This is a genomic window from Paraburkholderia sp. GAS42, assembly GCF_050436565.1.
GTDB lineage: Bacteria > Pseudomonadota > Gammaproteobacteria > Burkholderiales > Burkholderiaceae > Paraburkholderia.
The window spans coordinates 116,399-141,104 of sequence record NZ_JBNDML010000008.1; the positions used below are offsets into that span (position 1 = coordinate 116,399).

Genomic DNA, 24,706 nt, shown 5'->3' on the forward strand with positions numbered 1-24,706 from the left:
CGGGACCGAACGAACGCCGGTTCGCCGGTTCGCCGGTTCGCCGGTTCGCCGGTTCGCCGGTTCGCCGGTTCGCCGGTTCGCCGGTTCGCCGGTTCGCCGGTTCGCCGGTTCGCCACAACTGAAAACGCCACGGTTTCTGGCGAAACCGTGGCGCTTATTTTTGTTGCTCCCGATCCCAGCGATTACAGCTACAGCCCGCCGGATCAGTCAGACCCCAGGCATCAACCCGCCGAAGCAGGCGCCGAAGCCGCTGCCGGCGCACTAGCCGCGCCGTAGTCGACCGGCGCATCGGCCGGACGCGGCTGCTCGCCTGCCCGCTCGATCCAGCCGCCGCCGAGGAACTGATACAGATCGACCAGGTTCGTCAGACGCTGCAGACGCGCGGTAATCAATGTCTGCTGTGCCAGATAAAGATCGTTCTGTGCAGTCAGCACCGCCAGATAGCTGTCGACGCCGCTCCGGTAGCGCAGGTCCGACAGTTCGAAGCGGCGTTGCTGGGCGAACGTATTGCGCTCGCGCGCTGCAATTTCCTGATCGAACGTGCCACGCGCCGCCAGACCATCGGCGACTTCGCGGAAAGCCGTCTGGATCGCCTTTTCATACTGCGCGATCTGGATGTTCTTCTGTACGTTCGCGAGATCGAGATTCGCCATGTTCGCGCCACCCTCGAAGATCGGCAGCGTGATCTGCGGCGCGAACGACCACGCTGCGGAACCCGCCTTGAAGAGACCACCCAGCGTCGGACTCAACGTGCCGAAGCTGCCGGTCAGCGAAACCCGCGGGAAGAACGCAGCGCGCGCCGCCCCGATATTCGCGTTGGCCGCCAGCAGGTTCTGCTCGGCTTCCATGATGTCCGGACGACGTTGCAGCAGGTCTGACGGCAACCCAGCCGGAATGTCCGTCAGGACATTCTGGTCGGTCAGCGGCAGGCCCGGCGGCAGATCGGACGGAAGGGGTTCACCAATCAGCAGCACCAGCGCGTTTTCCGCCTGCGCCCGCAGCCGTGTCTGTACCTGCAGGCTCGCGAGCGCCTGCTCGACCACGGTCTGAGCCTGACGCAGATCGAGCTCGGAACCCGTGCCTGTGTCGAACTGCAGCTTCGTGATGTTGTACGAATCCTGCGCGGTCTTCAGCGTGCCTTCCGTGACCTTCAGCAGGTCGTCGGTAGAAAGCAGCGTCAGATACTGATCGGCAACCGACGACACCAGCGCGATTTCCGCCGCCTTGCGCGCCTGCGCCGTGGCCAGATATTGCGCCAGCGCCTGATCCTTCAGGCTCTGAATCCGCCCGAAGAAGTCGATTTCCCACGATGCATTCAGTCCGACCGAATAGGTGTTGGAGATCGTCTGGCGGCCAATCGACAGGTCCTTCGGCGTGCGCTGCTTGCTCTCCGAAGCGGCAGCATCCAGCGTCGGGAACAGCGCGGCGCGCGTGATCTGATACTGCGCGCGGGAAGCCGCGATATTCAGCACCGAAACGCGCAGATCGCGATTGTTCTTCAGCGAAATCTCGATCAGCCGCTGCAGACGCGGATCCGTGAAGAAATCGCGCCAGCCGATATCGGTTGCCGCCTGGCCGTTCGCACTACGGGTGCCGTGATCGGCCGCACCTGGCTGCGTCGAGTAGACGCCGCCCGTCGGGAAGCTGTCCGACACGGGCGCGGCCGGGCGCTCGTACTTCGGCGCCATCGTGCAGCCCGCGGCGAGGAACGCCACCGCGACTGCAATCAAAGAATGTTTTTGCATCTCAATGCCCTTCCTTGCCCGAGCCGTTGCCACCCGCGCCGCCTTCCGGATCATGCGGATGGTGCTGGTTGTAGTGTTCCATCGCAGCATCCGGGTCTTCCTTCTCGCCGCCGAACTTCGCGCGGATCACGACGAAGAACATGGGGATCATGAAGATGGCGAGGAACGTCGCCGTCAGCATCCCGCCGATCACGCCGGTACCGATTGCGTGCTGGCTTGCCGAACCCGCGCCGTTACTGATCGCGAGCGGCAACACGCCGAGAATGAACGCGAGCGACGTCATCAGGATTGGACGCAGCCGCAGACGCGAGGCTTCGAGCGCCGCTTCCACCGGACCCATGCCTTCCGACTGCTGCAGTTCGCGGGCGAATTCCACGATCAGAATCGCGTTCTTCGCCGACAGCCCCACCGTCGTCAACAGCCCGACCTGGAAGAACACGTCGTTTTCGAGTCCGCGCAGCGTGGCCGCCAGCAGCGCGCCGATCACGCCGAGCGGCACCACCATGATTACCGAGAACGGGATCGACCAGCTTTCGTACAGCGCCGCGAGACACAGGAACACGACGAGGATCGAGATCGCGTACAGGATCGGCGCCTGCGAACCGGACTGACGTTCCTGGAACGACAGACCCGTCCATTCGTAGCCGATACCCACCGGCAGTTTCGCCGCGATGGATTCGATGGCCGTCATTGCCTGACCGGTCGATTTGCCCGGCGCTGCCGCGCCCTGGATTTCCACCGCCGAGATACCGTTGTAACGCTCGAGCTTCGGCGAACCGTACGTCCACGTACCGCTGGCGAATGCCGAGAACGGCACCATCCCGCCCGCGGAATTCCGCACGTACCAGTCGCTCAGGTTTTCCGGCGTCATACGGAACTGCGCGTCACCCTGCAGGTACACCTTCTTGATCCGGCTGTCGGTATCGAGGAAGTTGTTGATGAACTGCGAAGCCCACGCGATCGAGAACGTCTGGTCGATCGCCGCCAGCGACACGCCGAGCGCCGCAGCCTTCTCGTGGTCGATGTTCACCTTGAACTGCGGCGTGTCGTTCAGGCCGTTCGGTCGCACCTGAGCGAGCGTCGGATCCTTCGCGGCCATGCCGAGCAGCTGGTTCCGCGCGGCCATCAGCGCCTCGTGGCCGACACCCGAGCGATCCTGCAACTCGAAGTCGAAACCGGCTGCTGTACCCAGTTCAGGAATCGACGGCGGATTCACCGGGTACACCAGCGCGTTCTTGTAGCCGCCGAAGTGCATGAACAACCGGCCCACCAGCGCCTGCACCTTCTGATCGGAATGCTGACGCACGGCGTAATCCTTCATCCGCACGAACACGAGACCCGCGTTCTGGCCGCGACCGGCGAAGCTGAACCCGTTCACCGTAAAGGTCGACTCGACGATGCTCTTTTCGTTGTTCAGCAGGTAGTCGGAGATGTCCTTTAGCGCGCGCGCCGTCGTTTCCTGCGTCGAGCCGGAAGGCGTCTGCACCAGCACGAACATCGTGCCCTGGTCTTCGTCAGGCAGGAACGACTTCGGCAGCTTCACGAACAGCAGCCCGACCGCGAGGATCACCACCATATAGATGATGAGCCAGCGACCCGAACGCTTGATCACGTGGTGAACACCGACGTGGTATTTGTCCCGGCTTTTATCGAACGTGCGGTTGAACCAGCCGAAGAAGCCCTTCTTCTCTTCGTGGTGACCCTGCGGGATCGGCTTCAGGATCGTCGCGCACAGCGCCGGCGTCAGAATCAACGCGACGAGCACGGACAGCACCATCGCCGCCACGATCGTCAGCGAGAACTGCCGGTAAATCGCACCGACCGAGCCGCCCGAGAACGCCACCGGCACGAACACCGCCGACAGCACGAGCGCCACGCCGACCAGCGCGCCGGTAATCTGGTCCATCGCCTTGCGGGTTGCGTCGCGAGGCGATAAACCCTCCTCCGCCATCACCCGCTCGACGTTTTCCACCACCACAATCGCATCGTCCACCAGCAGACCAATGGCCAGCACGAGCCCGAACATTGACAGCGTGTTGATCGAGAAGCCCACCAGCCCCATGATCGCGAACGTGCCCAGCAGCACCACCGGCACGGCGATCGTCGGGATCAACGTGGCGCGCAGGTTCTGCAGGAACAGGTACATGACGAGGAACACCAGCACGATACCTTCGAGCAGCGTCTTGACCACTTCCTCGATCGACAGGCGCACGAACGGCGTCGTGTCATACGGATACTTCACGACGAGACCGTGCGGGAAGTATTTCGACAGCTGGTCGACCTGGGCGCGGACAGCCTTCGCCGTTGCCAGCGCGTTGGCGCCGGTGGCGAGCTGGATACCGAAACCGGCAGTCGGCGCGCCGTTGTACTTCGTGTCGAAGTTGTAGTTTTCGCCGCCCAGATCGATACGCGCCACGTCCTTGATCCGGACCTGCGAACCGTCCTGGTTCACCTTCAGCAGCACGTTGCCGAACTGCTCCGGCGTCTGCAGCAGCGTCGCTTCGGTGATGGTGGCCTGCAGCAGCTGGCCCGGCACCGACGGCGTGCCGCCCAGCGAACCGCCGGCCACCTGAACGTTCTGCGCCAGCAACGCGGTCTGCACATCGACCGGCGTGAGACCGAAGTTGGTCAGCTTGCTCGCATCGAGCCAGATCCGCATCGCGTACTGCGAGCCGAACAGCGTCACCGTGCCCACGCCGTCAAGACGGCTGACCGGATCCTGAACGTGCGACGCGACGTAGTTCGCCAGGTCGTACTTGCTCATGCTGCCGTCTTCGGACACGAACGCCATCACCATCAGGAAGCTGCTGCTCGACTTCGTGACCTTCGTACCGAGTTGCTGAACGACCTGCGGCAACAGCGGCGTGGCGAGCTGCAGCTTGTTCTGCACCTGCACCTGCGCGATGTCGGGGTTGGTGCCGGCCGCGAAAGTCAGCGTAATCGTCGCCGTACCCGAATCGTCCGAAGTCGACGACAGGTACAGCAAGTGGTCGAGACCACTCATCTGCTGCTCGATCACCTGCGTGACGGTGTTTTCAACCGTCTTCGCCGATGCGCCCGGGTACGTTGCGCTGATCTGCACGGCCGGCGGCGCGATGGTCGGGTACTGCGCGATCGGAAGCGTAAAGATCGACGCGACACCCGCGAGCATCAGAATAATGGCGATCACCCAAGCAAAAATCGGGCGATCGATAAAGAACTTTGCCATGAAACGGGCTCCCTGTTATTGCGCGCCCGATGCAGCAGAGGCAGCCTGAGCCGTCTGCGCACCGCTGGCCGCTGGTGCGCCTTGAGCCGTAACGCCGGAGGCGGGGGTGGCCGGCAGTTGCGCGTCGACCGGCTTCACTGTCGCGCCCGGACGGACCTTTTCGGTGCCCTGCACGATCACGCGATCACCCGGGTTCAGGCCGCTCTCGACGACCCAGCTCGACTGATACGTAGTCGGTGCCACGAGCTGACGCAGCGCCACCTTGTTGTCCGGGCCGACGACGAGCGCCGTCGGCTGGCCCTTCTGGTCGTGCGTAATGCCGATCTGCGGCACCAGCAGCGCCTTTTCATTCACGCCTTCCTCGATGCGCGCACGCACGAACATGCCCGGCAGCAGCACGCGGTCCTTGTTCTGGAAAATGGCGCGAATCGTGACCGAACCGGTGGTCTGGTCGACCGTGACGTCGCTGAACTGCAGCTTGCCGGTTTCCGGATAGGCACGGCCGTCTTCCAGTATCAGCGTGACCTTGGCGGCGTTGATACCGCTCGTCTTCACACGGCCTTCCTGGATTTCGCGGCGCAGCTTCAAACCGTCGAGGCTCGATTGCGTCAGGTCGACGTAGACCGGATCGAGTTGCTGAACGGTCGACAGCAGCGTGGCCTGGCTCGCCTGCACATACGCGCCCGGCGTGACCGACGATTTGCCGATGCGGCCTGTGATCGGCGACGTGACATCCGTATAGCCGAGGTTGATCTGGGCGCTGTCGACGGCAGCCTTGCCGGCGGCGACATCAGCCGCGGCCTGACCTTGCGCGGCGACCGCGTTGTCGTAGTCCTGCTTGCTGACCGCGTTCGCTGCGACGAGCACCTTGTAGCGGCTGGCCTGAGCGGACGTAGACGCAAGATTCGCCTGTGCCTTCGCGAGCGACGCCTTTGCGTTATTCAGCGTCGCGATATACGGCGCCGGATCGATCTTGTAGAGACGTTGACCGGCCTTGACCTCAGTGCCTTCCGTGAATTCGCGGCGCAGCACGATCCCGTCGACCCGCGCGCGGACTTCCGCGACGAGAAACGCACTGGTGCGGCCCGGCAGGTCGGTGGTGACCGGTACAGCCTGCGGCTCGACGGTCACGACGCCGACTTCGGGCGTCTGTGGCGGAGGGGCCGATTGTTTTTGTCCGCATGCTGCAAGAAATATTGCAACCGTCGCGGCACTGATTAAGCGGAATGGAACCCGTTCGACGCGCATGGAGCGACCTCTGTCAAAGACTGAGAATGAAAAAGTGCGCGCATCCCTACCCCGGGGACGACGGCGCACACATGCGTCTTGAGACGCCTGATCGATAGCCCTGTAAATTCCAGGCCCGAGTCGTAGCCAGATCGTAGCCAACGCGTGGCCGGACCCTGGCCGAATCCAGGCAAAAGCGCGCCAAACCGGGAAATGCCGCACTGCGACGCCCTCTCAGGCGATTCGCAAGCGTTTTAAAAGACAACAGTGTCGGATATTAACCGGTCGACACGGCTTGGGCTATTCGATCGATGGGGTGCTATTATATATACATTCATGAATGCACGTAAAAGACCGTTTGTAACGTGCTGCGTGCCGTAGCGGCAAGATCAATCCGGAAACAGGCTGGCTATTGAACGGATTGTCATCGGCCGTACTTAATAACATCCGGGACAACCCGCAATCCCGCATACACCGCAGGGCAGACAGATATGGTTCGCCGAACCAAGGAAGAAGCGCTGGAGACGCGCAACGGCATCCTCGACGCCGCAGAGAAGGTCTTCTTCGAGAAGGGTGTATCGCGCACCTCGCTGGCGGACATCGCGCAGGTTGCCGGCGTGACGCGCGGCGCCATCTACTGGCATTTCGCCAACAAGGGTGATCTCTTCACCGAAATGTTCGACCGCGTGCTGCTGCCGCTCGACGAACTGAAGGCCGCGTCGCTCGATCCTGAGGAACCCGATCCGCTCGGACGCATGATCGATATCTGCATCGTGTGTCTGCGCGATACGGCCAACGACCCGCGTCGGCGGCGCGTGTTCGACATCCTGTTTCTGAAATGCGAGTTCGTCGAGGAAATGGGACCGGTGATGGCGCGCTATCAGAACAACATGCGAGACGGGTTGGAAGGCATCAAGGGCGGTGTGCGCAACGCAATCTCGAAAGGCCAGTTACCGGCCGATCTCCACGTAGCGCGCGCGGCGTCGATGATTCATGCGTTCATCAGCGGGTCGTTGCGCGACATGCTGTTTCTGCCAGGCGCCTTCGACTTCGGTGAGCACGCCGAACACATGGTCAAAGGCATGTTCGACGCGCTGCGCACGAGTCCAGCGTTCCTCAAGGGCGGCGCGGCCGGCTCCTGAATTTCTGCGGGTTGTGCGGACCTGAATGCGAAAGGCGGAAACCTTGCGGTCTCCGCCTTTTTTCATGCGCAGCGTCGCTTCAACGCGACGCTGGAGGCGCGAGGTTGACTTACGCCGTCGCCTGCGCCGCCCGTGCCTTCTGGTTCGACGCATAGATCGAGCCGCGCCCGAGCGGCTTGCCTGTGGTGAGTGCGTCGATCCATTGATCCGTGCTCGCCACCGCCGCAAAAAACGACTGCAGCACGATGCTGAACACGCGATGAATGTCCTCGGCGCTCGCGGAGCCCGCGCTGTTTTCGTACGGCACCGAACCGCTCGCGTCATGCAGGAATTCGACCGCGAGGCCAGAGTGCAGCGCGTGGTTGATCGTCGACGCGTCACAGTTGTGCGTCATGTAGCCGACCACCGTCAGCGTGTCGATGTCGTGCCGCGCGAGCCAGTCGGCGAGATCGGTGTCCGTGAAGGCGCTCGGCAGCGCTTTCGTGATCAGATGATCGTGCTCACGCGATGCGACCACCGTGTGCAGTGCGGCGCCATCGGAACCGCTCGCGAAGATCGGCGACGCGGCCGGCGCCAGACTCTGCACCACGATCACCGGCACCGCCGCGGCGCGCGCCGCATCGATCGCCCGACCGATATTCGCGAGCGACGTCTCGACTGGCGGAAATTCGATCGGCAGATCGCCGGTCACATATTCATTCTGTACGTCGATGACGATCAGGGCGCGGCGCGGCGTTGTCATGGCAAAACTCCTTTCGGGTGAGTGGTTCGCCGCGCGTCGACCGTTTGGGTCGTTCCAGTGCGGCGGCGATGACTGCATTCTTCACTGCTGACCGTTGTGATGATAGTGACCCGAATGACAACTTTCGATAAGATTGGGCCAATTGCGTTTTTTGCGGCGCGCGTCTTGCGACGCGACGTGTCGCTTCCTTCCTGCGCTCGCTTCCGGAACCCGTCATGACCCGTCCGGTTTCTTCTGCCGATTCCCGGCCTGCCCGTCCGTCGACTCCGCTCCGGGCGGAGGGCGCAAAGCCGGTGATTGCTGTGGTCGCGTTCGACCGCATCAGTCCGTTTCATCTTTCGGTGCCCTGCGTTGTCTTCGGCGAAGACCGTGGCGACGGTGGCGTGGCTGCGTTCGACTTCCGCGTCTGTGCGTCGGAGCCTGGCACGCTGTCTACCACCGCGGGTTTTTCGATCGCCGCGTCGCACGGTCTTGACGCGCTCGCCGACGCCGACACGATCATCGTGCCCAGCTGGCGCGATCCGGACGAACCGCCGCCGGCCGCGCTGCTCGACGCGTTGCGCGCGGCGCACGCACGCGGCGCACAGCTGGTCGGCCTGTGTCTGGGCGCATTCGTGCTGGCGGCGGCGGGCCTGCTCGACGGACGCCCGGCGACCACGCACTGGGCATGGGCCGACGATTTCGCGCGCCGCTATCCGAAGGTGAAGCTCGATGCGAACGTCCTCTACATCGACGACGGCAACGTGCTGACGTCGGCCGGCACTGCGGCCGGCCTCGACTGCTGCCTGCACGTGCTGCGCAAGCAGTGCGGCGCGCAGACCGCGAGCTACGTCGCGCGCCGGCTGGTCGTGCCGCCGCATCGCCAGGGCGGACAGGCGCAGTACATCCAGCAGCCGGTTCCCGACAACGCCCACGGCGACCGGCTGTCCGGCCTGCTCGACTGGGTCTGCCGCAACCTCGATGCACCGCACACGCTCGACAGCCTCGCCGGGCGCGCGTTGATGAGCCGCCGCACGTTCACGCGCCGCTTCCGCGAGGCGACGGGCACCACCGTCGGCGCGTGGCTGCTCGCGCAGCGTCTGACGCGCGCGCAGCAACTGCTCGAAACGACGGATCAACCGGTGGATGCCATCGCCGGCAGCGCAGGCTTCGGCTCGACGGCTTCGCTGCGCCAGCATTTCGCCGATGCGTTCAGGACATCGCCGTCGGCGTACCGCCGGGAATTTCGCGGCGAATGAGATGTGATTGAAGCAAGAGAAACGCGGCGGCGGGAGCACCGCCGCGTCGTGCGGTTCAGTTCTGGCTGAACCACCGCGCCAGATACAGCAGCACCGCGACGAAGAAGATCATCCCCGCCCACGCCCAGTTCGGCACGGCGTGCGGATCGTGCTCGTGGTGATGCGCACGCGCGCTCAGCATCGTGCTCGCCGCGCGTCCGGTGATCGCACCGCCGTGGTCATGCGGCCGGACGCGGCGCGCGAGGGCGCTCAGGTTGACCGGCCGCAGAAACACATGCTGACGCCGCGCCGGCGTGCCGTGCACCCGGTTCGGCTTCATGCCGTGTTTCGCCTGCACGACTTCGCAGAACTCGGTGAAGAACGTGTCAGCGAGGTCATGCAACGCATTTTCGATCTGACGGGAGGGGAGTTGCGTGAGCGGCCCGGTCAGCGTCGCCCAGACCGAGTAGTCGATCCGCGTGTGCGGATGTTTCGCGCCGCCGATCCAGTGGTCGTCCGCGCGCAGCCGCACCTCCATTTGCCCGCGCAACGCGCCGACGCCTTGCGCGCGCGCCTTGAAGTTGAGCATCCGGTGCATGGTTTCCGGCTCCACGCCGTCCGGGCTGACGATATGTGCGCGCACGTCGTAATGCGCGCGCAGCGGCCCGAGCGGCACCGTCATCGTCAGCGCGTATTCGCCACCGTGCAGTCGCGTGAACGACTCGCAGTTGTCGAGACTCGCGCGCAGCAGCGCGAGATCCTGCAGCGCTTCCCACACATCCGAAGGTGCAAGCGGAATCCGTAACGCATCGTTCAGTTCCATGACGGCCTCCCCGATAAGCCTCTTTCACCGCCAGATCACGACGTCTGATCGATGCGGTCCACCCGCGACGTGTAAAACGCCAGATAGTCCTTGATCTGCTTGACGCTGTCGATCGGCGTCTCGTACGTCCAGACGGCGTTTTCGACGACGCCTTCCTCAGTCAGCAGATGATAGTAGGACGCCTCGCCCTTGAACGGACATCGGGAGGTGTGTGCGGAACGCTCGAGCCGCGCCATGTTGACGTCGGCACGCGGGAAATAGAAGACGTCGGGAAGACCCGTCTCGGAGACGGTCAGTGCCGCCTGCGTATCGGCGACCGTGACGCCGAGATGGATCACCCGCACGCGATGCCGGTTGATGACGACGTCAACGCGATGGCCGCCGCCCTGGCTGCCATGCGCAGCGCCAGGCGGCTCGCCCGACTGTTTGCCGGTAGCATCGTCCGCGTTGGGACTTGCGTTGCCTGCCGGGGCGTCGTCCATCATGTCCAGCTCCGAGATGCGGTGGGAAACCGCGCGATATCCGGCTGCAAGCCGCTGCCGATCTGCATCACGCGTGCGCTTTCCGGCAGGCTGCGCGGCTTCACGAAAAAAAGCCACGGGCCTGCCCGTGGCTTCATTATCGGCGAAACTTCGGCGGCTTGCGCGCCCTTTGCGTACTCCGGCGTACCTTCGCACACCGTTTGTGCAGTGCAGCGATTACGGGCGTATTTACGGCGTGTTCCAGTAAAACGCCGCGCGCGCCGTGCCCTTACCTGTCACCGAAACTGCCTTGCTCTGGTCGCTATCCTTGTAGGTCGCATGAACCGTGTAGCGGCCGGGGCGCAGCCTGACCAGCATGTACGGGCCGCGCGACTTCGTGTCCAGCACCTCGGCGCCGTGCGCATCGACGACCTTCACCGCGACGTCGGCGAGAAACTCCGAGCCCGGGCCGGTGAAACGCAGCGACAGCGGCCACTGGCTTTGCGCGGCCTGCAACGCCGTCGATTCGTCGAGACCGACGCCGCCCGATGTGAACGATACGTCGCCCTGCTGCTGGACCTGCGGCAGGCCACCGCCGTTGGCGTTGCCCGCGCTGGTGTTATCCGTCGTAGTGCCGCCCGTGGTATCGCCCGCCTGCTGTGCGTACGCGCCGGCCACGGTGGCAAGCGTCAGGGTCGCCGCGACAGCCGCGGTCATGATCCTTCGCTGGGTATCTCGTGTTTTCATGTGCATCGCTCCTTGCTATGGTTCGTGCAGGAAACTAGCCTGCAAGCTCCGTGCCCGAGCGCCGGCCAACGGCTGCGATCGCACCATGGCAAAGGCCCGCGGGTCATGCGACACGCGGGCCTCACTCGCTGAAAACAGACCAGCGACGGTACTTCTTACATCAGCCGAGGTCGACCGGCACAAAGATCTGCGCGTCGTCGCGCTGGATCAGCAGCGCGATGCTGTCGCCGGCCTTCGCCACCATCTGCTTCAACTGGTCGACGCTCGTGACCGGATTGCCGTTGACCGCCAGGATCACGTCACCCGGCTGGACGCCGGCGCTCGCTGCGGGACCGTCCGCCTGCTGCACCAGCAGGCCGTGCGTCAGCGACGTGCCGCTCTTTTCCTGCGGCGTAAGCGGGCGCACAGCGACGCCGAGACGTCCCTGCTCCTGCGCAGGCGCGTCCGCCGAAGCCACCTTCGCGTCCGACAGCGCGCCGATCGTCACCTTCAGGTCCTTCGTCGCCTTGTTGCGCCATACCTGCACATTGGCGCTCGTGCCGGGCTTCAGACTCGCGACCTGCGACGGCAGATCCGCCGAATCCGACACCGGCGAGCCGTTCACCGAGAGGATCACGTCGCCTGGCTGCAGACCCGCCTTCGCAGCAGGGCCGCTGGCATCGACCGAGCTCACGAGCGCGCCCTGCGGCGTCTTCATGCCGAACGAATCCGCGAGCGTCTGGTTCATCGACTGCACCGCGACGCCGAGGCGCCCGCGGCTGACGTGACCGGTTGCGACGAGGTCGTCCTTGACCTTGATCGCCTCGTTGATCGGGATCGCGAACGAAAGACCCTGGAAGCCGCCTGTCTGCGAATAGATCATCGAATTGATGCCGATCACTTCGCCCTGCAGGTTAAACAGAGGACCACCCGAATTGCCCGGGTTCACCGGCACGTCGGTCTGGATGAACGGCGTGTAGTTCTCGTTCGGCAGCGAGCGCGACTTCGCGCTGATGATGCCCGAGGTCACCGTGTTGTCGAAGCCGTACGGCGACCCGATCGCGACTACCCACTGACCGACCTTGCTCTGACGCGGATCGCCGATCTTCACGGTCGGCAGGTTGCTCGCGTCGATCTTCAGCACCGCGACGTCCGACTGCTTGTCGGCGCCAACGACCTTCGCCTTGTATTCGCGCTTGTCGGTCAGCTTGACGGTGACGACGTTCGCGCCGTCCACAACGTGCGCGTTCGTCAGGATGTAGCCGTCGCTGCTGACGATGAAGCCGGAGCCAAGGCTCGCGCTCGGCGTATCGGGCTGATCGCCGCCGCCTGCGCCGGGACCGCCGGGCATGCCACCGAAGAAGCGCTTGTAGAACTGGTAGAACGGATCACTCGGGTCGATCGGCAACTGGCCGGCGTTACCACCGCCGCGTTGCGCGACATTCTTGACGACGTGCTTTGCGCTGATGTTGACGACCGCCGGACCGTACGTTTCCACGAGACCCGAGAAATCAGGCACGCCGGTTCTGGCGGCCGCTTCGGCAGGCATCATCGCGGCCTGTGCCGGCGCGATGACTTCGGGCGGCGCAACGTTGCGGTGACCGGCCACATAACCCGCCGACAGCGCAACAGCAACCGCCAGAGCCGTGGCGCTACGTTTGATGGTCTTCGCTTGCATCATGTACTCCTGACAGAGAGGGGTGCTCCAGAATGATTCGAAGCGTACGCGGCCTCACTTAAAGGAGTCTTAAGTGCGCTATATGCCGCAAAACCTTTTCTGTCAGGAGTTTCAGCGATCCCGACGGCCTTTTCAGAACCGCACGGCGACGAGCAGACCACCGGATGCCGATTCGCCGAGCGTCACCTCGGCGTGATGCTGAAGCGCGATGCGCTTCACGATCGCGAGCCCGAGACCGCTGCCCGCAACATCGCTACGCACGCGATTCACGCCCGCGCCCGCGCGATAAAAACGGTCGAACACGCGGTCGCGCTCTTCGACGGGAATGCCTGGGCCTGTATCGGCAATCCGCACGACCGGATGTCCCCCCTCGACCTTCAGACTCACATCGATACGCCCCCGTTCGGGCGTGTATTTCGTCGCGTTGTCGAGCAGGTTGTTGAGCATCACACGCAACGCTTCGGGGTCGCCGATCACCGTGGCAGACGTGGTCGCTTCAATGCCGAGATCGATGTTGCGCTGCTGCGCGAGCGGCGCGCGCGACGCGACGCATTCTTCGAGCATCGCCTGCAGATCGACGGCAGTCGTTGCCGCATGATCGTCGGGTTCCGCGCGGGCCAGCGCGAGCAGTTGCTCGGCAAGGCGCGTTGCGCGCGTGACCCCGGCCTGCAGATCGGTGAGCGCTTCCTGGCGCGTGTCGTCATCCCGCGCGCGGGCGACGAGTTGCGTCTGGATCTGCACGGCAGCGAGCGGCGTGCGCAGTTCGTGCGCGGCATCGGCGACGAACGCCTTCTGCGTATCGAGCGCGGCGGCGAGACGCGCGAGCAGCCCGTTCAGCGCGCGCACCAGCGGCTGCACTTCGAGCGGCAGACGCTGGTCCGGCAACGGATCGAGCGCTTCAGGATGACGCGTGTCGAGCGCCACGGCCACGCGACGCAACGGCTTGAGCCCGCGCCCGACGACCATCCATACGGCGACGCCCAGCAGCGGCAGCAGCACGATCAGCGGCCACAACGTTCGCAGCGCGACGTTCGCGGCCAGCCGGTTGCGCACCGAGAGCGGCTGCGCAAGCTGCACGACGTTGTCGCCGACGATCGCGCCGTACACGCGCCAGTCGCCGCGCTCGGTGCGTTGGGTCGAAAAGCCGAGTTCGGCGCGCGGCGCGAGTGGCGCACGCGGTGTCGAGTAATAGATCAGCATGCCGTTGCGATTCCAGATCTGCAACACGATGCCTTCTTCGCCGGTGTCGCGCGAACCGAGCACCTGCGAGAACGACTCGGACGGCAGGGCCCCGGCAATCTCCTGCAACTGGTAGTCGAACAGCTCGTTCGCTTCTGCGAGCGCCTGACGGTAGATGAGCCAGCCTGCGATGCACACGCCCGTAAGGACGATCGCGAGCAGCCAGAACAGCAATTGACGGCGAATCGAACGCATCAGGTCAGGCTTCCTTCGCGAGCATATAGCCGAGGCCGCGCACGTTGCGGATCAGATCCGCGCCGAGCTTCTTGCGCAGCGCGTGGATGTACACCTCGACCGTATTGCTGCCGATTTCCTCGCCCCAGCCGTACATTTTTTCTTCGAGCTGACTCTTCGACAGCACTGCGCCTGGACGCGCGATCAGCGCTTCGAGCAGCGCGAATTCGCGCGCCGACAGCGCGACCAGCGCGCCTTCGAGCGTCACCTGATGCGACGCCGGGTCGAGCGTGAGCGGACCGTGACGGATCGTCGAATCGCTGCGACCCGACTGGCGACGGATCAGCGCGCGCATGCGTGCGCCGAGTTCGTCGAGATCGAACGGTTTGACGAGGTAATCGTCCGCGCCCGCGTCGAGTCCTTTCACGCGATCGGCGACGGCATCACGCGCGGTGACGATCAGCACCGGCAGCGCGAGACCACGCGAGCGCATCGTGCGCAATACATCGAGGCCGTCGCGCTTCGGCAGTCCGAGGTCGAGCAGCACGAGATCGTACGGCTCGCCCGAGACGGCATTCAGCGCGGCCTCGCCGTCCTGCACCCAGTCGACCGCAAAGCCTTCGCCGCGCAGCGCCTTGCGCACGCCTTCCGCAATCATCCGGTCATCTTCGACAAGCAGTATCCGCATGGCTCTACCGTTCCATGATTCAGTGGTGTTCGTGATCACGCATTCTAGCGTCCACCGGGCGACGCACGACGTGAACGCGTTTGAAGGTCGCCCGATGCCTGCGTTTTCGCGCAGCGTCACGGGTTATCTCTACAATGAGCGCTTTTGCGTGACGCCGCGTGGCTTTCAGTCTGATTGCCCGGCCGCCCCGCGCAACGCGCAGCCCCACCAGGCCCTGATCTCCCGCCCTCTCGCATGACGACCGCTTTTCTTTCCGCCGCTGCGCGCAGTCTCACGCTGCGCCGTGTTTTATCCGATCGTGCCGCTACGTCGTGGCGCCGCGGCGAGGCGGATGGCGCGCTGCCTTCCGGTTTCCGTGCCGCGCCGCGTACGCATGCCCCACTCGCGGCCCGCGTGCCTTTTGCTGGCGTCGTTGCGCTTGCGCTCACGCTCGCCTTTATTGCGACTCCCGCACCCGCCTACGCACGCACGAAGGCGAAGAACCCCGCCGTCAACGTCACCACGGTGCTGCCGCCGTCCGTCATGGCAGGACTCGCGCGCGCGCACGTGCCGCTTTCGTCGGTGAGCGTGGTTGTCGAGAAGATCGGCGACCGTACGCCGATCCTCGCGCTCAACGCAGGCAAACCGATGATGCCCGCTTCGACGATGAAGCTCGTCACGACCTACGCCGGCCTGTCGATACTCGGCCCGGACTATCGCTGGCGCACGAGTGCCTTCGCCGACGGCACCGTCGACGGCAATGGCGTACTGCACGGCAATCTCTACATCCAGGGCACGGGCGACCCGAAGCTCGTGCCTGAAGAGCTGATCGACCTCGTGCAGAAGATTCACACGTCAGGCATCAAGGGCATCGACGGCGCACTTGTGCTCGACAAGCGTTTCTTCGACGCATCGACACGCGATCTCCCGCCATTCGATGACGACACCACCGCGCCGTACAACGTCGGCCCCGATCCGCTGCTGTACGCGTTCAAGTCGCTGTCGTTCTCGCTGACACCTTCGCCCGACGGCACCGTCGCCATCGACGTGTTGCCCGCGCTCGCGCAACTGCAGATCGACAACCAGCTTCGCGCGACGAACGGCCCGTGCCGCGGCAACCTGACCGCCGTCACGCCCACGGTGACGCCGATGCAGAACGGCACCGTGTCGGCCTCGTTCAGCGGCGACTATCCGGTGCGCTGCGGCGACCGTACGGTCAACGTCGCTGTGCTCGATCACACGGCATTCTTCGCGGGCGGCTTCCTCGCGCTATGGCAGCAAAGCGGCGGCACATTCACGGGCACGACCCGCGAAGGGCCGGTGCCCGCCACCGCCAGACCGGTCGCCGTTCACCAGGGGCCAGCGCTCTCGGACATCGTTCGCGACATCAACAAGTTCAGCAACAACACGATGGCGCGCAACCTGTTCCTGACGATCGGCGCCGTGATCAGCAAGCCGCCCGCGACGCCGGAAAAATCAGTCGACGCCATCGATACCTTCATGCATCGCAGCGGCCTGCCCACCGAATATCTGCAGCTCGAAAACGGCTCAGGTCTCTCACGGGATGAGCATATCCCGGCTGTCTCGCTAGCGGACCTCCTCCAGTCGGCTAACGCGAGTCCTGTTGCGCAGGTGTTCGTCGAATCGCTGCCGATCGCCGGCGTCGACGGCACGATGCGCAACCGGCTGACGTCGCAGCCCGTCAACGGCAACGCGCACATCAAGACCGGCACGTTGCGCGACGTGCGCGCGATCGCGGGCTACGTGGCGTCTGCGGATGGCGTGAGTTACGTCGTCGTGAGCTTCATCAACGATCCGCACGCCGAAGCCGCGCGTGCCGCGCATGACGCGCTTCTCGAATGGATCTATAAGGGGCCGTCGATGCCGATGTCGGATATTTCTGACGCACCACGTGCAAAGCCCAGGAAAAACCCGCATCCGCGCGGCGGGCATTGAAGGATTCTTCTACGGAAGCCATTCGTGACGCGTGCATGTAGCGTGTACGCTGTCGGACAACGTCCAGGATGCAGCTTCAAACAATCGCATGAGGACCCACATCGTGCGCCGCCCGGCGCCGCGCGATGCAATCAAACGACAACGACAGGTACAGGGGACGAGGAGGAAGACGACCATGCAATTCGATGCTGAATTGCTTCTGCTCGCCATGGCGCCCGTGTTTCTCGCATGCATCGGCTGGGAGGCGTGGCACCTCCATCGCACGCGTCCGGAAGCCGGCATCTACAGCTGGCGGGACACGCTGTGCAACGCCGCGCTCGCGCTGCTTCAGCAGGCCGCGGACAAGCTCGCATGGCCCGCGATCATTCCCGTCTACGCGTTTTTCTACGACCACTACCGCCTCTTCACGTGGCAGTCAGGCTGGGCGTCGTTTGTCGTGCTGTTCGTCGCTCAGGATTTTCTCTACTACGTCTTTCATCGATGCAGCCATCGCGTGCGCTGGCTGTGGGCCGCGCACGTCGTGCATCACTCGTCGGAGCGCATGAATTTTTCCACCGCCTTCCGGCAAAGCCTGATGTATCCGGTCGCGGGCATGTGGCTTTTCTGGACGCCGCTTGCGGTACTCGGTTTTCCGCCGACACAGATCGTCGCGATCGTGCTGATCAATCTCGGTTTTCAGTTTTTCGTCCACACGCAGCTGTTCGGTCAGCTCCGGTGGCTCGGATACGTGTTCAACACGCCGTCGATGCATCGCGTTCATCACGCGCGCAACGACCGTTATATCGATCGCAACTACGCGGGCGTGCTGTCGGTCTGGGATCGTCTGTTCGGCAGTTATGTCGACGAGGATCCGGTCGATCCGCCGGTGTACGGCATCGTCGAGCCGCTTCACACCTTCAACCCGCTGAAGGCGACGTTTCATGAGTGGGGTTCGATGTTCGCCGATGCAGCGCGCGTGTCGGGATGGCGCAACAGGCTGCGCGCGCTGTTCGCCCCGCCCGCGTGGGCCGCGGCCTTTCACGCGCAGATGTCGGGTATGAATGATGCGAGCGATGCTGGCAGTAGCCGGCGAGGAGACGCGATCGTGTTTCGCACAGCGCAAGATGAAAGAGAAAATCTGTAAGCACCCGTCACGCCGTCGAAACGGCGGACGCTGCCTGCATCACATGGCATAAGGCCAGACACACGAGGAGATGAAGTCAACATGAAGCACAACGGAATCGGACACCGGGGATTGGTGCGGGTCGCGCAGTGCGCGATCGCAGGCGCAGCGTTTGCGTTGCTCGCCGCCTGTGGCGGCGGTAGCGATAACAACAACAACGCGAGCAGCACGCCGCCGGGCGGAGTGAAGCTGCAGGTGGTGTCGTTTGGCGACAGCCTGTCGGATGTGGGTACGTATGCGCCGGTGATTACGGCGAGTTTTGGTGGCGGGCGATTTACGACCAATCCGGGTGAGATCTGGACCCAGAAGGTTGCCGAATACTATGGGGATACGTTGACGGCGGCGAATCAGGGTGGTTTCGGCCAGCCGCTGGTCGCGACGAGCGGGCTAGGCTATGCCCAGGGTGGATCACGCGTCGGGACCCAGCCGGGTATCGGCTTTGCGAGCCCGCCGCTGCCCCCTTACGCGCAACTGACCACAGTGCCGATCGTCGATCAGGTCAATCAATACATCACGCAACACGGCACGTTCAATTCGAACCAGCTGGTGCTGATCAACGGTGGTGCCAACGACATTTTCTACTGGGCAACGGTCATCCAGAAAACTGCCGCAGCCGTCCAGGCTGGCACGGCCCCGCCTTCGGCACTGGCGGCGGCACAGGCGCAAGCGACTACCGGTATGACCACGGCAGCAACGCAGTTCGTCGGGGCGGTTCAGCTGATCCTTTCAAAGGGCGCGGCGCATGTCGTCGTATCGGACGTGCCTGATATCAAGCTGACGCCCGAAGGTGTTCAGGGCGGCGCAACCGCTCAGGGGCTGTTCGATTCACTCGTCGTGCCCTACAACAACGCGCTGAAACAGTATTTGAGCAACGTCCCGCAGGTCATCTATGTGAGCGCGTATGCGTGGCTGGACCAGTCACTGGCCAACTATCAGTCGCTGGGCTTTACGGTATCCAACACCGATACGGGGTGCGCGCTGGCGAAGATGGTGCAGTCGGCAACCGCCTATGCCCAGCAGAACCCGAGCGTGCTGGCACCGGGCCAGACCGCAAGCGACTTCGGCACCTCGTTCGGCTCGTCGCTGTTCTGCTCACCGCAAACCTACACGGTGGCCGGCGCGGATCAGACGTACATGTTCGCGGATCAGGTCCATCCGTCCACGCACCTGCATGCGCTCTTCGCCCAGACCGTCGAGCAGGCGATCGCCCAGCACGGCATTGGGAAGTAAGCTGATGTGGCTGGATTAGCGATCGGCTCGTGTGCTGATCAGCAATGCCCGGTTCGGTTGAGCCGGGCATTTTTTATTACGTTGGCTGGATGGCGTTGCGCGATCCAGTGGATGGCGTGACCACGCCGGCTGCACACAGCTGTCGGGCTCTCCGCAAGCGGAGTCCTTCCTCGCGTACGCCTGCGTCTACGCCTGGCCCTGCGCCTCAAACGCCGCAGCCGCCCGTCCCAACCGGTCGTTGACCGCGATCCACTCGATCGTATCCGGTAGCTTCTCGATCAGGATGCGCGTCACGTTGGCACGATCGAGCGCGCGCAGCAGGCTGTACAACTCACGTGCGTAAACATGCGGATCTTCCGGCGCCGCGACGAAATACACGCCATCAGCGTCAGCCCATTCTCCCGCGCGCGAAACGCGCGCCACTAACGCAACACGCGCGTCCGACAGACGCGCTTCCAGCATCGGCTCCAGCGCCTCGAACGGCAGCAGCGCGAGCGGTGTACGCGGCGCGTAATGCGCCTTCAGTGTGCCCGACGCGCGCGGCGCCGTGGCGTCCGAGCCATCCGGCAGGCGCGGCATCTCGCCCAGCACGTCGGCGATATCCTGCGGCGTAACACGCCCCGGACGCAGCAACGCAGGAAATCCGCGCGACAGATCCACAATCGTCGATTCGATCCCGACCTCCGACGACCCGCCGTCGAGCACATGAATCGAATCGCCAAATTCCTCACGCACATGCTGCGCGGTCGTCGGGCTCACGTGACCAAACCGGTTCGCCGACGGCGCAGCGACGCCGCCATGCCCGCCACGCAGCGCGCTGAACGCAGTGAGCAACGCCTGCGCGACAGGATGCGAGGGACAACGCAACCCGACCGAATCCTGTCCGCCGCTCACGGCGGACGGAATATGCGCGGCACGCTTCAAAATCAGCGTAAGCGGACCGGGCCAGAACGCATCGATGAGCCGTTGCGCCTCGGAAGGCAGATGCTCGACCCAATAGCCCGGATCGCCGCCCGGCGCGAGGTGGACGATCACCGGATGATTCGCCGGCCGGCCCTTCGCGGCATAGATGCGCGCGACCGCATCCGCGCTTTCAGCATCGCCGCCAAGCCCGTAGACGGTCTCGGTCGGAAATGCGACCAGTTCGCCTGCGTCGAGCAGCGCCGCCGCCTTCGCGATGTCCGCCTCGCCGACTGGGAGCGCGCCTCGATCCCGCGATTTCGGTTGTTCCGGCATCGTGTCAGCCGTCTCAGCTCTTGAGGATGTGCAAGAGACGCGCACAGTCACGCGCCGCCGTGCGCGCTTCCTCGAGCGTCGCGGCGGTAAAGTTCACGTGGCCCATCTTGCGGCCCGGTCGCGCCTCTTCCTTGCCATATAAATGCAGCCGCGCCGAGTGCATCGCCGCCACTTCGTGCCATGGCGGGGTGACCGCCGCGCGCTTCGGGCCGTCCTTGAACCAGACGTCGCCGAGGATATTCAGCATCACCGCCGGCGAGTGCTGGCGCGTATCGCCAAGCGGCATACCCGTCATCGCGCGAACCTGCTGCTCGAACTGGCTGGTCGCGCACGCATCGACGGTGTAGTGACCGGAATTGTGCGGACGCGGCGCCATCTCGTTGGCGACCAGCGAGCCGTCTTCCAGAATGAAGAATTCGACGCACAACACGCCGACGTACTCCAGCTTCGCGGCGATCTGCATCGCCGCCTGCTGCGCCTGCTCCACGAGCGACGCGCTCGCATCCGGCGCCGGCACGATCGTGTGCGACAGCACGCCGTCGCGATGCGTGTTCTGCGCGAGCGGGTACACCGCCGACGTACCGTTCGCGCCACGCGCAATCAGCGCCGAGACCTCGAACTTCAACGGCAGACGCTTTTCCAGCACGCACGCCACACCGCCCAGCGACGCATGCGCCTCGCGGACCTCCACGGCGTTGCGCACGCGGATCTGGCCTTTGCCGTCGTAACCGAGTCGCGCCGTTTTGAGAATGCCGGGCAACACCGCTTCGAGCTTCGCGTCGTCGATCGCTTCAAGCGCTGCGGACGATTCGATCACCACATGAGGCGCAACCGCCACGCCCGACGCTGCAATAAAGCACTTTTCAGCGATACGGTCCTGCGCGATCGCCACGCATCGTCCAGCCGGACTGACGAACGTATAACGCGCGAGGAAATCGAGGCTCGCGGCGGGCACGTTCTCGAACTCCGTCGAAACGGCCGCGCACAACCGCGCGAGTTCGGTAAGCGACGCTTCGTCGTCGTAAGCCGCGCGCAGATGGCGGTCGGCGACGGCGCCCGCCGGACTGTTTTCGTCCGGATCGAGCACGGCGACGCGATAACCCATCGCCTGCGCGGCAAAGCAGAACATGCGGCCAAGCTGGCCGCCACCGACCATGCCCAGCCATGCGCCAGGCAGAATCGGTGAAACCGGAGTGTTGTCTGAATTCATCTCAGTGGTCGGCAGCGGCCGCAGCGCAGGCAGCCAGGAAGTCTGATGCGCAACGGCCGGGGTCAGGCAGGAAACATCGGTTCGCGCTTACAGCGCGGGCAATACCATAGCATGTGCAGCTTCGTTCTGACGTACACGGAACGCAGCAAGCCGGTTCGCGTACTCCGTAGACGTCACGCTCAAAATCGATACGGCAAACAGCGCCGCATTCGCGGCACCGGCTTCGCCAATCGCAAACGTCGCGACGGGCACGCCCTTCGGCATCTGGACAATCGAATGCAGTGAATCGACACCCTTCAGATACTTGCTCGCCACCGGCACGCCAAGCACCGGCACCGTCGTCTTGGCGGCCAGCATGCCCGGCAGATGCGCGGCACCGCCCGCACCCGCGATGATCGCGCACAGGCCGCGCTCACGCGCGCGCTCCGCGTACTCGAACATCTCGTCGGGCATGCGGTGTGCCGAGACGACTTTCGCTTCGTAGGGCACGCCAAACTCCTGCAGGAGTGCCACGGCGTGTTTCATGATGTCCCAGTCGGAACTGGAGCCCATCAGCACGCCAACGAGTGGTGCGGGATGCGTGTGGGCAATCTGTGCTTCGCTCATCTTACGAACTTCCTTATCGGGCGGGCTTCAGTGACCGAGGCGTCTTAAGCGAGCTTCTGCCCGGTCAGGCGTTCGAGCGCTTCCTGATACTTTTCGCCCGTCTTCGTGACGACGTCGTCGGGCAGCTTCGGTGCGGGCGGCTCTTTCTTCCACGGCTGGGTTTCGAGCCAGTCGCGCACGAACTGCTTGTCGAACGACGGCGGATTCGTGCCGACCTGGTATTGATCCGCCGGCCAGAAACGCGACGAATCGGCGGTCAGTGCTTCGTCCATCAGATACAGCCTGCCGTGATTGTCCAGGCCGAATTCGAACTTGGTGTCCGCGATGATGATGCCGCGCGTGGCTGCGAACTCAGCCGCTTCCTGGTACAGCCTGATCGAGATGTCGCGGATCGTGGCCGACAGTTCGGTGCCGATGCGGCGTTCCATCTCGTTGTACGTGATGTTCTCGTCGTGGTGACCCATTTCGGCCTTGGCTGCCGGCGTGAAAATGGGCTCGGGCAGCTTCTGCGCGTTCTGCAGACCCGGCGGCAGTTCCACGCCGCAGACGGAACCCGTTGCTTGATAGTCTTTCCAGCCGCTGCCGGCCAGATAACCGCGCACCACCGCTTCCACCAGAATCGGCTCCAGACGCTTCACGACCACGGCGCGGCCCTTCACCTGCTCCACTTCATCCGCCGCCACGACCGTTTCCGGCTCGACGCCCGTCAGGTGATTCGGGACGATGTGCTTCAGCTTGTCGAACCAGAAGTTGGCCATCTGGTTCAGCACGCGACCCTTGTTGGGAATCGGCTCGCCCATGATGACGTCGAACGCCGACAGACGGTCGGTCGTGACGATCAGCAACTGGTCGTTGCCCACCGCGTAGTTGTCGCGGACCTTGCCGCGGCCGAGCAGCGGCAGCGAGCGGAGCGTGGATTCGTAAAGGGTAGACATCGTCGTAGTTCGCTAGAAATGAGGCAAAAAGTAAGACCGGAACAAAAGGGAAACGCCGTTCCCCAGATCATGCGGGAACGGCGGTCTGACAACAACCTGGCCGGATGGCTAGCCGCTTCGCCAGCCCGGTGACCAGGTCAGTGCTGGGCAATGAGCCTAGCGGACAACCTGCTTGAGGTCGCCCGATTTGTACTTCTCCGCCATTTTATCGAGCGAGAGCGGCTTGATCTTCGAAGCCTGACCTTCGCAGCCGAACGCAATGTAGCGGTCCACGCACACCTTCTTCGCGGCTTCACGCGCCGGTTTCAGGTAGTCGCGCGGGTCGAACTTCGACGGATTTTCCGCCATCGCGCGACGGATAGCACCGGTGATCGCGAGACGCAAGTCTGTATCGATATTGATCTTGCGCACGCCATTACGGATGCCTTCCTGGATCTCTTCGACCGGCACGCCGTAGGTTTCCTTCATGTCGCCGCCGAATTCGCGGATTTCCGCGAGCAGTTCCTGCGGCACCGACGACGAACCGTGCATCACCAGGTGCGTATTCGGAATGCGCTGGTGAATTTCCTTGATGCGCTGAATCGACAGGATATCGCCCGTCGGCTTCTTCGTGAACTTGTACGCGCCGTGCGACGTACCGATCGCGATGGCCAGCGCATCGCACTGCGTGAGCTTCACGAAATCCGCCGCCTGTTCGACGTCGGTCAGCAACTGTTCGCGGGTCATCGTGCCTTCCGCGCCGTGGCCGTCTTCCTTGTCGCCCTTCATCGTTTCGAGCGAACCGAGCACGCCCAGTTCGGCTTCGACCGTCACGCCGATCGAGTGCGCCATTTCCACGACCTTGCGCGACACATCGACATTGTATTCATACGACGCCACCGACTTGCCGTCCGCCTCCAGCGAACCGTCCATCATCACGCTCGTAAAACCACTGCGCATGGCCGCCATACACACTGCTGGCGACTGCCCGTGATCCTGGTGCATCACAACCGGAATGTGCGGATACGACTCGATTGCCGCTTCGATCAGGTGACGCAGGAACGGCTCACCGGCGTACTTCCGGGCGCCGGCCGATGCCTGCATGATGACGGGCGCGCCGACCTTGTCCGCGGCCGCCATGATCGCCTGCACCTGTTCCAGGTTATTCACGTTGAATGCCGGGAGGCCATAACCGTTTTCGGCGGCATGGTCCAGCAACTGACGCATTGATACGAGAGGCATGGTGAAACTCCTTAGATTGAAACGAAACCTGTGCCGTCGGCATCTAATTTTTACGATTTTATCGCGAAGCAAGCCGCATTCCCGTGCGTGCCTTCCCTGAG

Annotated in this window: 20 protein-coding genes; 5 read left to right on the forward strand and 15 right to left on the reverse strand. The window is 63.9% G+C overall.

Annotated features, from left to right (window positions below; all coding sequences use genetic code 11):
- Positions 1-221: 221 nt before the first annotated feature.
- From P3T16_RS14315 to P3T16_RS14325, 3 genes are read right to left on the reverse strand one after another with little or no spacing between them, the layout of a single operon-like run.
- Positions 222-1,745 carry an efflux transporter outer membrane subunit gene (locus P3T16_RS14315; RefSeq protein ID WP_429254675.1) on the reverse strand — a complete coding sequence of 508 codons (1,524 nt, stop codon included), beginning with the start codon at positions 1,743-1,745 and terminating at the stop codon, positions 222-224.
- 1 nt (position 1,746) lies between these two features.
- The gene (locus tag P3T16_RS14320) at positions 1,747-4,953 is read right to left on the reverse strand and encodes an efflux RND transporter permease subunit (RefSeq protein ID WP_429342776.1); all 3,207 of its coding nucleotides are present in this window, start codon (positions 4,951-4,953) and stop codon (positions 1,747-1,749) included.
- A gap of 15 nt (positions 4,954-4,968) precedes the next feature.
- The gene (locus P3T16_RS14325; protein WP_429342777.1) at positions 4,969-6,201 is read right to left on the reverse strand and encodes an efflux RND transporter periplasmic adaptor subunit; all 1,233 of its coding nucleotides are present in this window, start codon (positions 6,199-6,201) and stop codon (positions 4,969-4,971) included.
- Between the two features lie 470 nt (positions 6,202-6,671).
- Between P3T16_RS14325 and P3T16_RS14330 the strand changes: the two genes are divergently transcribed.
- On the forward strand, positions 6,672-7,322 hold the full coding sequence (locus P3T16_RS14330) for a TetR family transcriptional regulator (RefSeq protein ID WP_429342778.1): 651 nt from the start codon (positions 6,672-6,674) through the stop codon (positions 7,320-7,322).
- 109 nt (positions 7,323-7,431) lie between these two features.
- On the opposite strand, the gene P3T16_RS14335 is transcribed toward P3T16_RS14330, so the two are convergent.
- A complete protein-coding gene (locus tag P3T16_RS14335; RefSeq protein WP_429342779.1) occupies positions 7,432-8,064 on the reverse strand; it encodes a cysteine hydrolase family protein in 633 nt (210 codons plus the stop codon).
- 215 nt (positions 8,065-8,279) lie between these two features.
- On the opposite strand from P3T16_RS14335, the gene P3T16_RS14340 reads away from it, so the two are divergent.
- Positions 8,280-9,302 (forward strand): helix-turn-helix domain-containing protein, encoded by a 1,023-nt coding sequence (locus P3T16_RS14340; protein ID WP_429342780.1) that lies wholly within the window; start codon positions 8,280-8,282, stop codon positions 9,300-9,302.
- Between the two features lie 55 nt (positions 9,303-9,357).
- Here P3T16_RS14340 and P3T16_RS14345 read toward each other — a convergent pair whose 3' ends face one another.
- From P3T16_RS14345 to P3T16_RS14370, 6 genes are all read right to left on the reverse strand, one after another.
- Positions 9,358-10,104, reverse strand: coding sequence for a CoxG family protein (locus P3T16_RS14345; protein WP_429254681.1), 747 nt, complete (start codon positions 10,102-10,104; stop codon positions 9,358-9,360).
- 35 nt (positions 10,105-10,139) lie between these two features.
- Positions 10,140-10,586, reverse strand: a complete 447-nt coding sequence (locus P3T16_RS14350) for a DUF427 domain-containing protein (RefSeq protein WP_429342857.1) — start codon at positions 10,584-10,586, stop codon at positions 10,140-10,142.
- A 228-nt stretch (positions 10,587-10,814) separates the two neighbouring features.
- Complete coding sequence (locus P3T16_RS14355; RefSeq protein WP_429254682.1) at positions 10,815-11,312, reverse strand: carboxypeptidase regulatory-like domain-containing protein; 498 nt, start codon at positions 11,310-11,312, stop codon at positions 10,815-10,817.
- A 160-nt stretch (positions 11,313-11,472) separates the two neighbouring features.
- Positions 11,473-12,969 carry a DegQ family serine endoprotease gene (locus P3T16_RS14360; protein ID WP_429254683.1) on the reverse strand — a complete coding sequence of 499 codons (1,497 nt, stop codon included), beginning with the start codon at positions 12,967-12,969 and terminating at the stop codon, positions 11,473-11,475.
- Between the two features lie 132 nt (positions 12,970-13,101).
- Positions 13,102-14,403, reverse strand: a complete 1,302-nt coding sequence (locus tag P3T16_RS14365; RefSeq protein ID WP_429342781.1) for an ATP-binding protein — start codon at positions 14,401-14,403, stop codon at positions 13,102-13,104.
- 4 nt (positions 14,404-14,407) lie between these two features.
- Complete coding sequence (locus P3T16_RS14370; RefSeq protein ID WP_429342782.1) at positions 14,408-15,070, reverse strand: response regulator; 663 nt, start codon at positions 15,068-15,070, stop codon at positions 14,408-14,410.
- A gap of 234 nt (positions 15,071-15,304) precedes the next feature.
- Here P3T16_RS14370 and dacB point away from each other — a divergent pair, with 234 nt between their 5' ends.
- From dacB to P3T16_RS14385, 3 genes are all read left to right on the forward strand, one after another.
- Complete coding sequence (gene dacB, locus P3T16_RS14375; RefSeq protein ID WP_429342783.1) at positions 15,305-17,005, forward strand: D-alanyl-D-alanine carboxypeptidase/D-alanyl-D-alanine endopeptidase; 1,701 nt, start codon at positions 15,305-15,307, stop codon at positions 17,003-17,005.
- 175 nt (positions 17,006-17,180) lie between these two features.
- Complete coding sequence (locus P3T16_RS14380) at positions 17,181-18,128, forward strand: sterol desaturase family protein (protein ID WP_429342784.1); 948 nt, start codon at positions 17,181-17,183, stop codon at positions 18,126-18,128.
- An 81-nt stretch (positions 18,129-18,209) separates the two neighbouring features.
- Positions 18,210-19,397: an SGNH/GDSL hydrolase family protein gene (locus tag P3T16_RS14385; RefSeq protein ID WP_429342785.1), complete on the forward strand. Its 1,188-nt coding sequence runs from the start codon at positions 18,210-18,212 to the stop codon at positions 19,395-19,397.
- A 186-nt stretch (positions 19,398-19,583) separates the two neighbouring features.
- On the opposite strand, the gene P3T16_RS14390 is transcribed toward P3T16_RS14385, so the two are convergent.
- From P3T16_RS14390 to fba, 5 genes are all read right to left on the reverse strand, one after another.
- Positions 19,584-20,633, reverse strand: coding sequence for an L-threonylcarbamoyladenylate synthase (locus tag P3T16_RS14390; RefSeq protein WP_429342786.1), 1,050 nt, complete (start codon positions 20,631-20,633; stop codon positions 19,584-19,586).
- A gap of 13 nt (positions 20,634-20,646) precedes the next feature.
- Positions 20,647-21,843 carry a 5-(carboxyamino)imidazole ribonucleotide synthase gene (locus P3T16_RS14395; RefSeq protein WP_429254690.1) on the reverse strand — a complete coding sequence of 399 codons (1,197 nt, stop codon included), beginning with the start codon at positions 21,841-21,843 and terminating at the stop codon, positions 20,647-20,649.
- A gap of 87 nt (positions 21,844-21,930) precedes the next feature.
- Positions 21,931-22,449, reverse strand: a complete 519-nt coding sequence (gene purE / locus P3T16_RS14400) for a 5-(carboxyamino)imidazole ribonucleotide mutase (protein ID WP_429342787.1) — start codon at positions 22,447-22,449, stop codon at positions 21,931-21,933.
- A 44-nt stretch (positions 22,450-22,493) separates the two neighbouring features.
- Positions 22,494-23,384 (reverse strand): phosphoribosylaminoimidazolesuccinocarboxamide synthase, encoded by an 891-nt coding sequence (locus tag P3T16_RS14405; protein ID WP_429254692.1) that lies wholly within the window; start codon positions 23,382-23,384, stop codon positions 22,494-22,496.
- A gap of 156 nt (positions 23,385-23,540) precedes the next feature.
- Positions 23,541-24,605: a class II fructose-bisphosphate aldolase gene (gene fba, locus P3T16_RS14410; protein WP_429342788.1), complete on the reverse strand. Its 1,065-nt coding sequence runs from the start codon at positions 24,603-24,605 to the stop codon at positions 23,541-23,543.
- Positions 24,606-24,706: the final 101 nt, after the last annotated feature.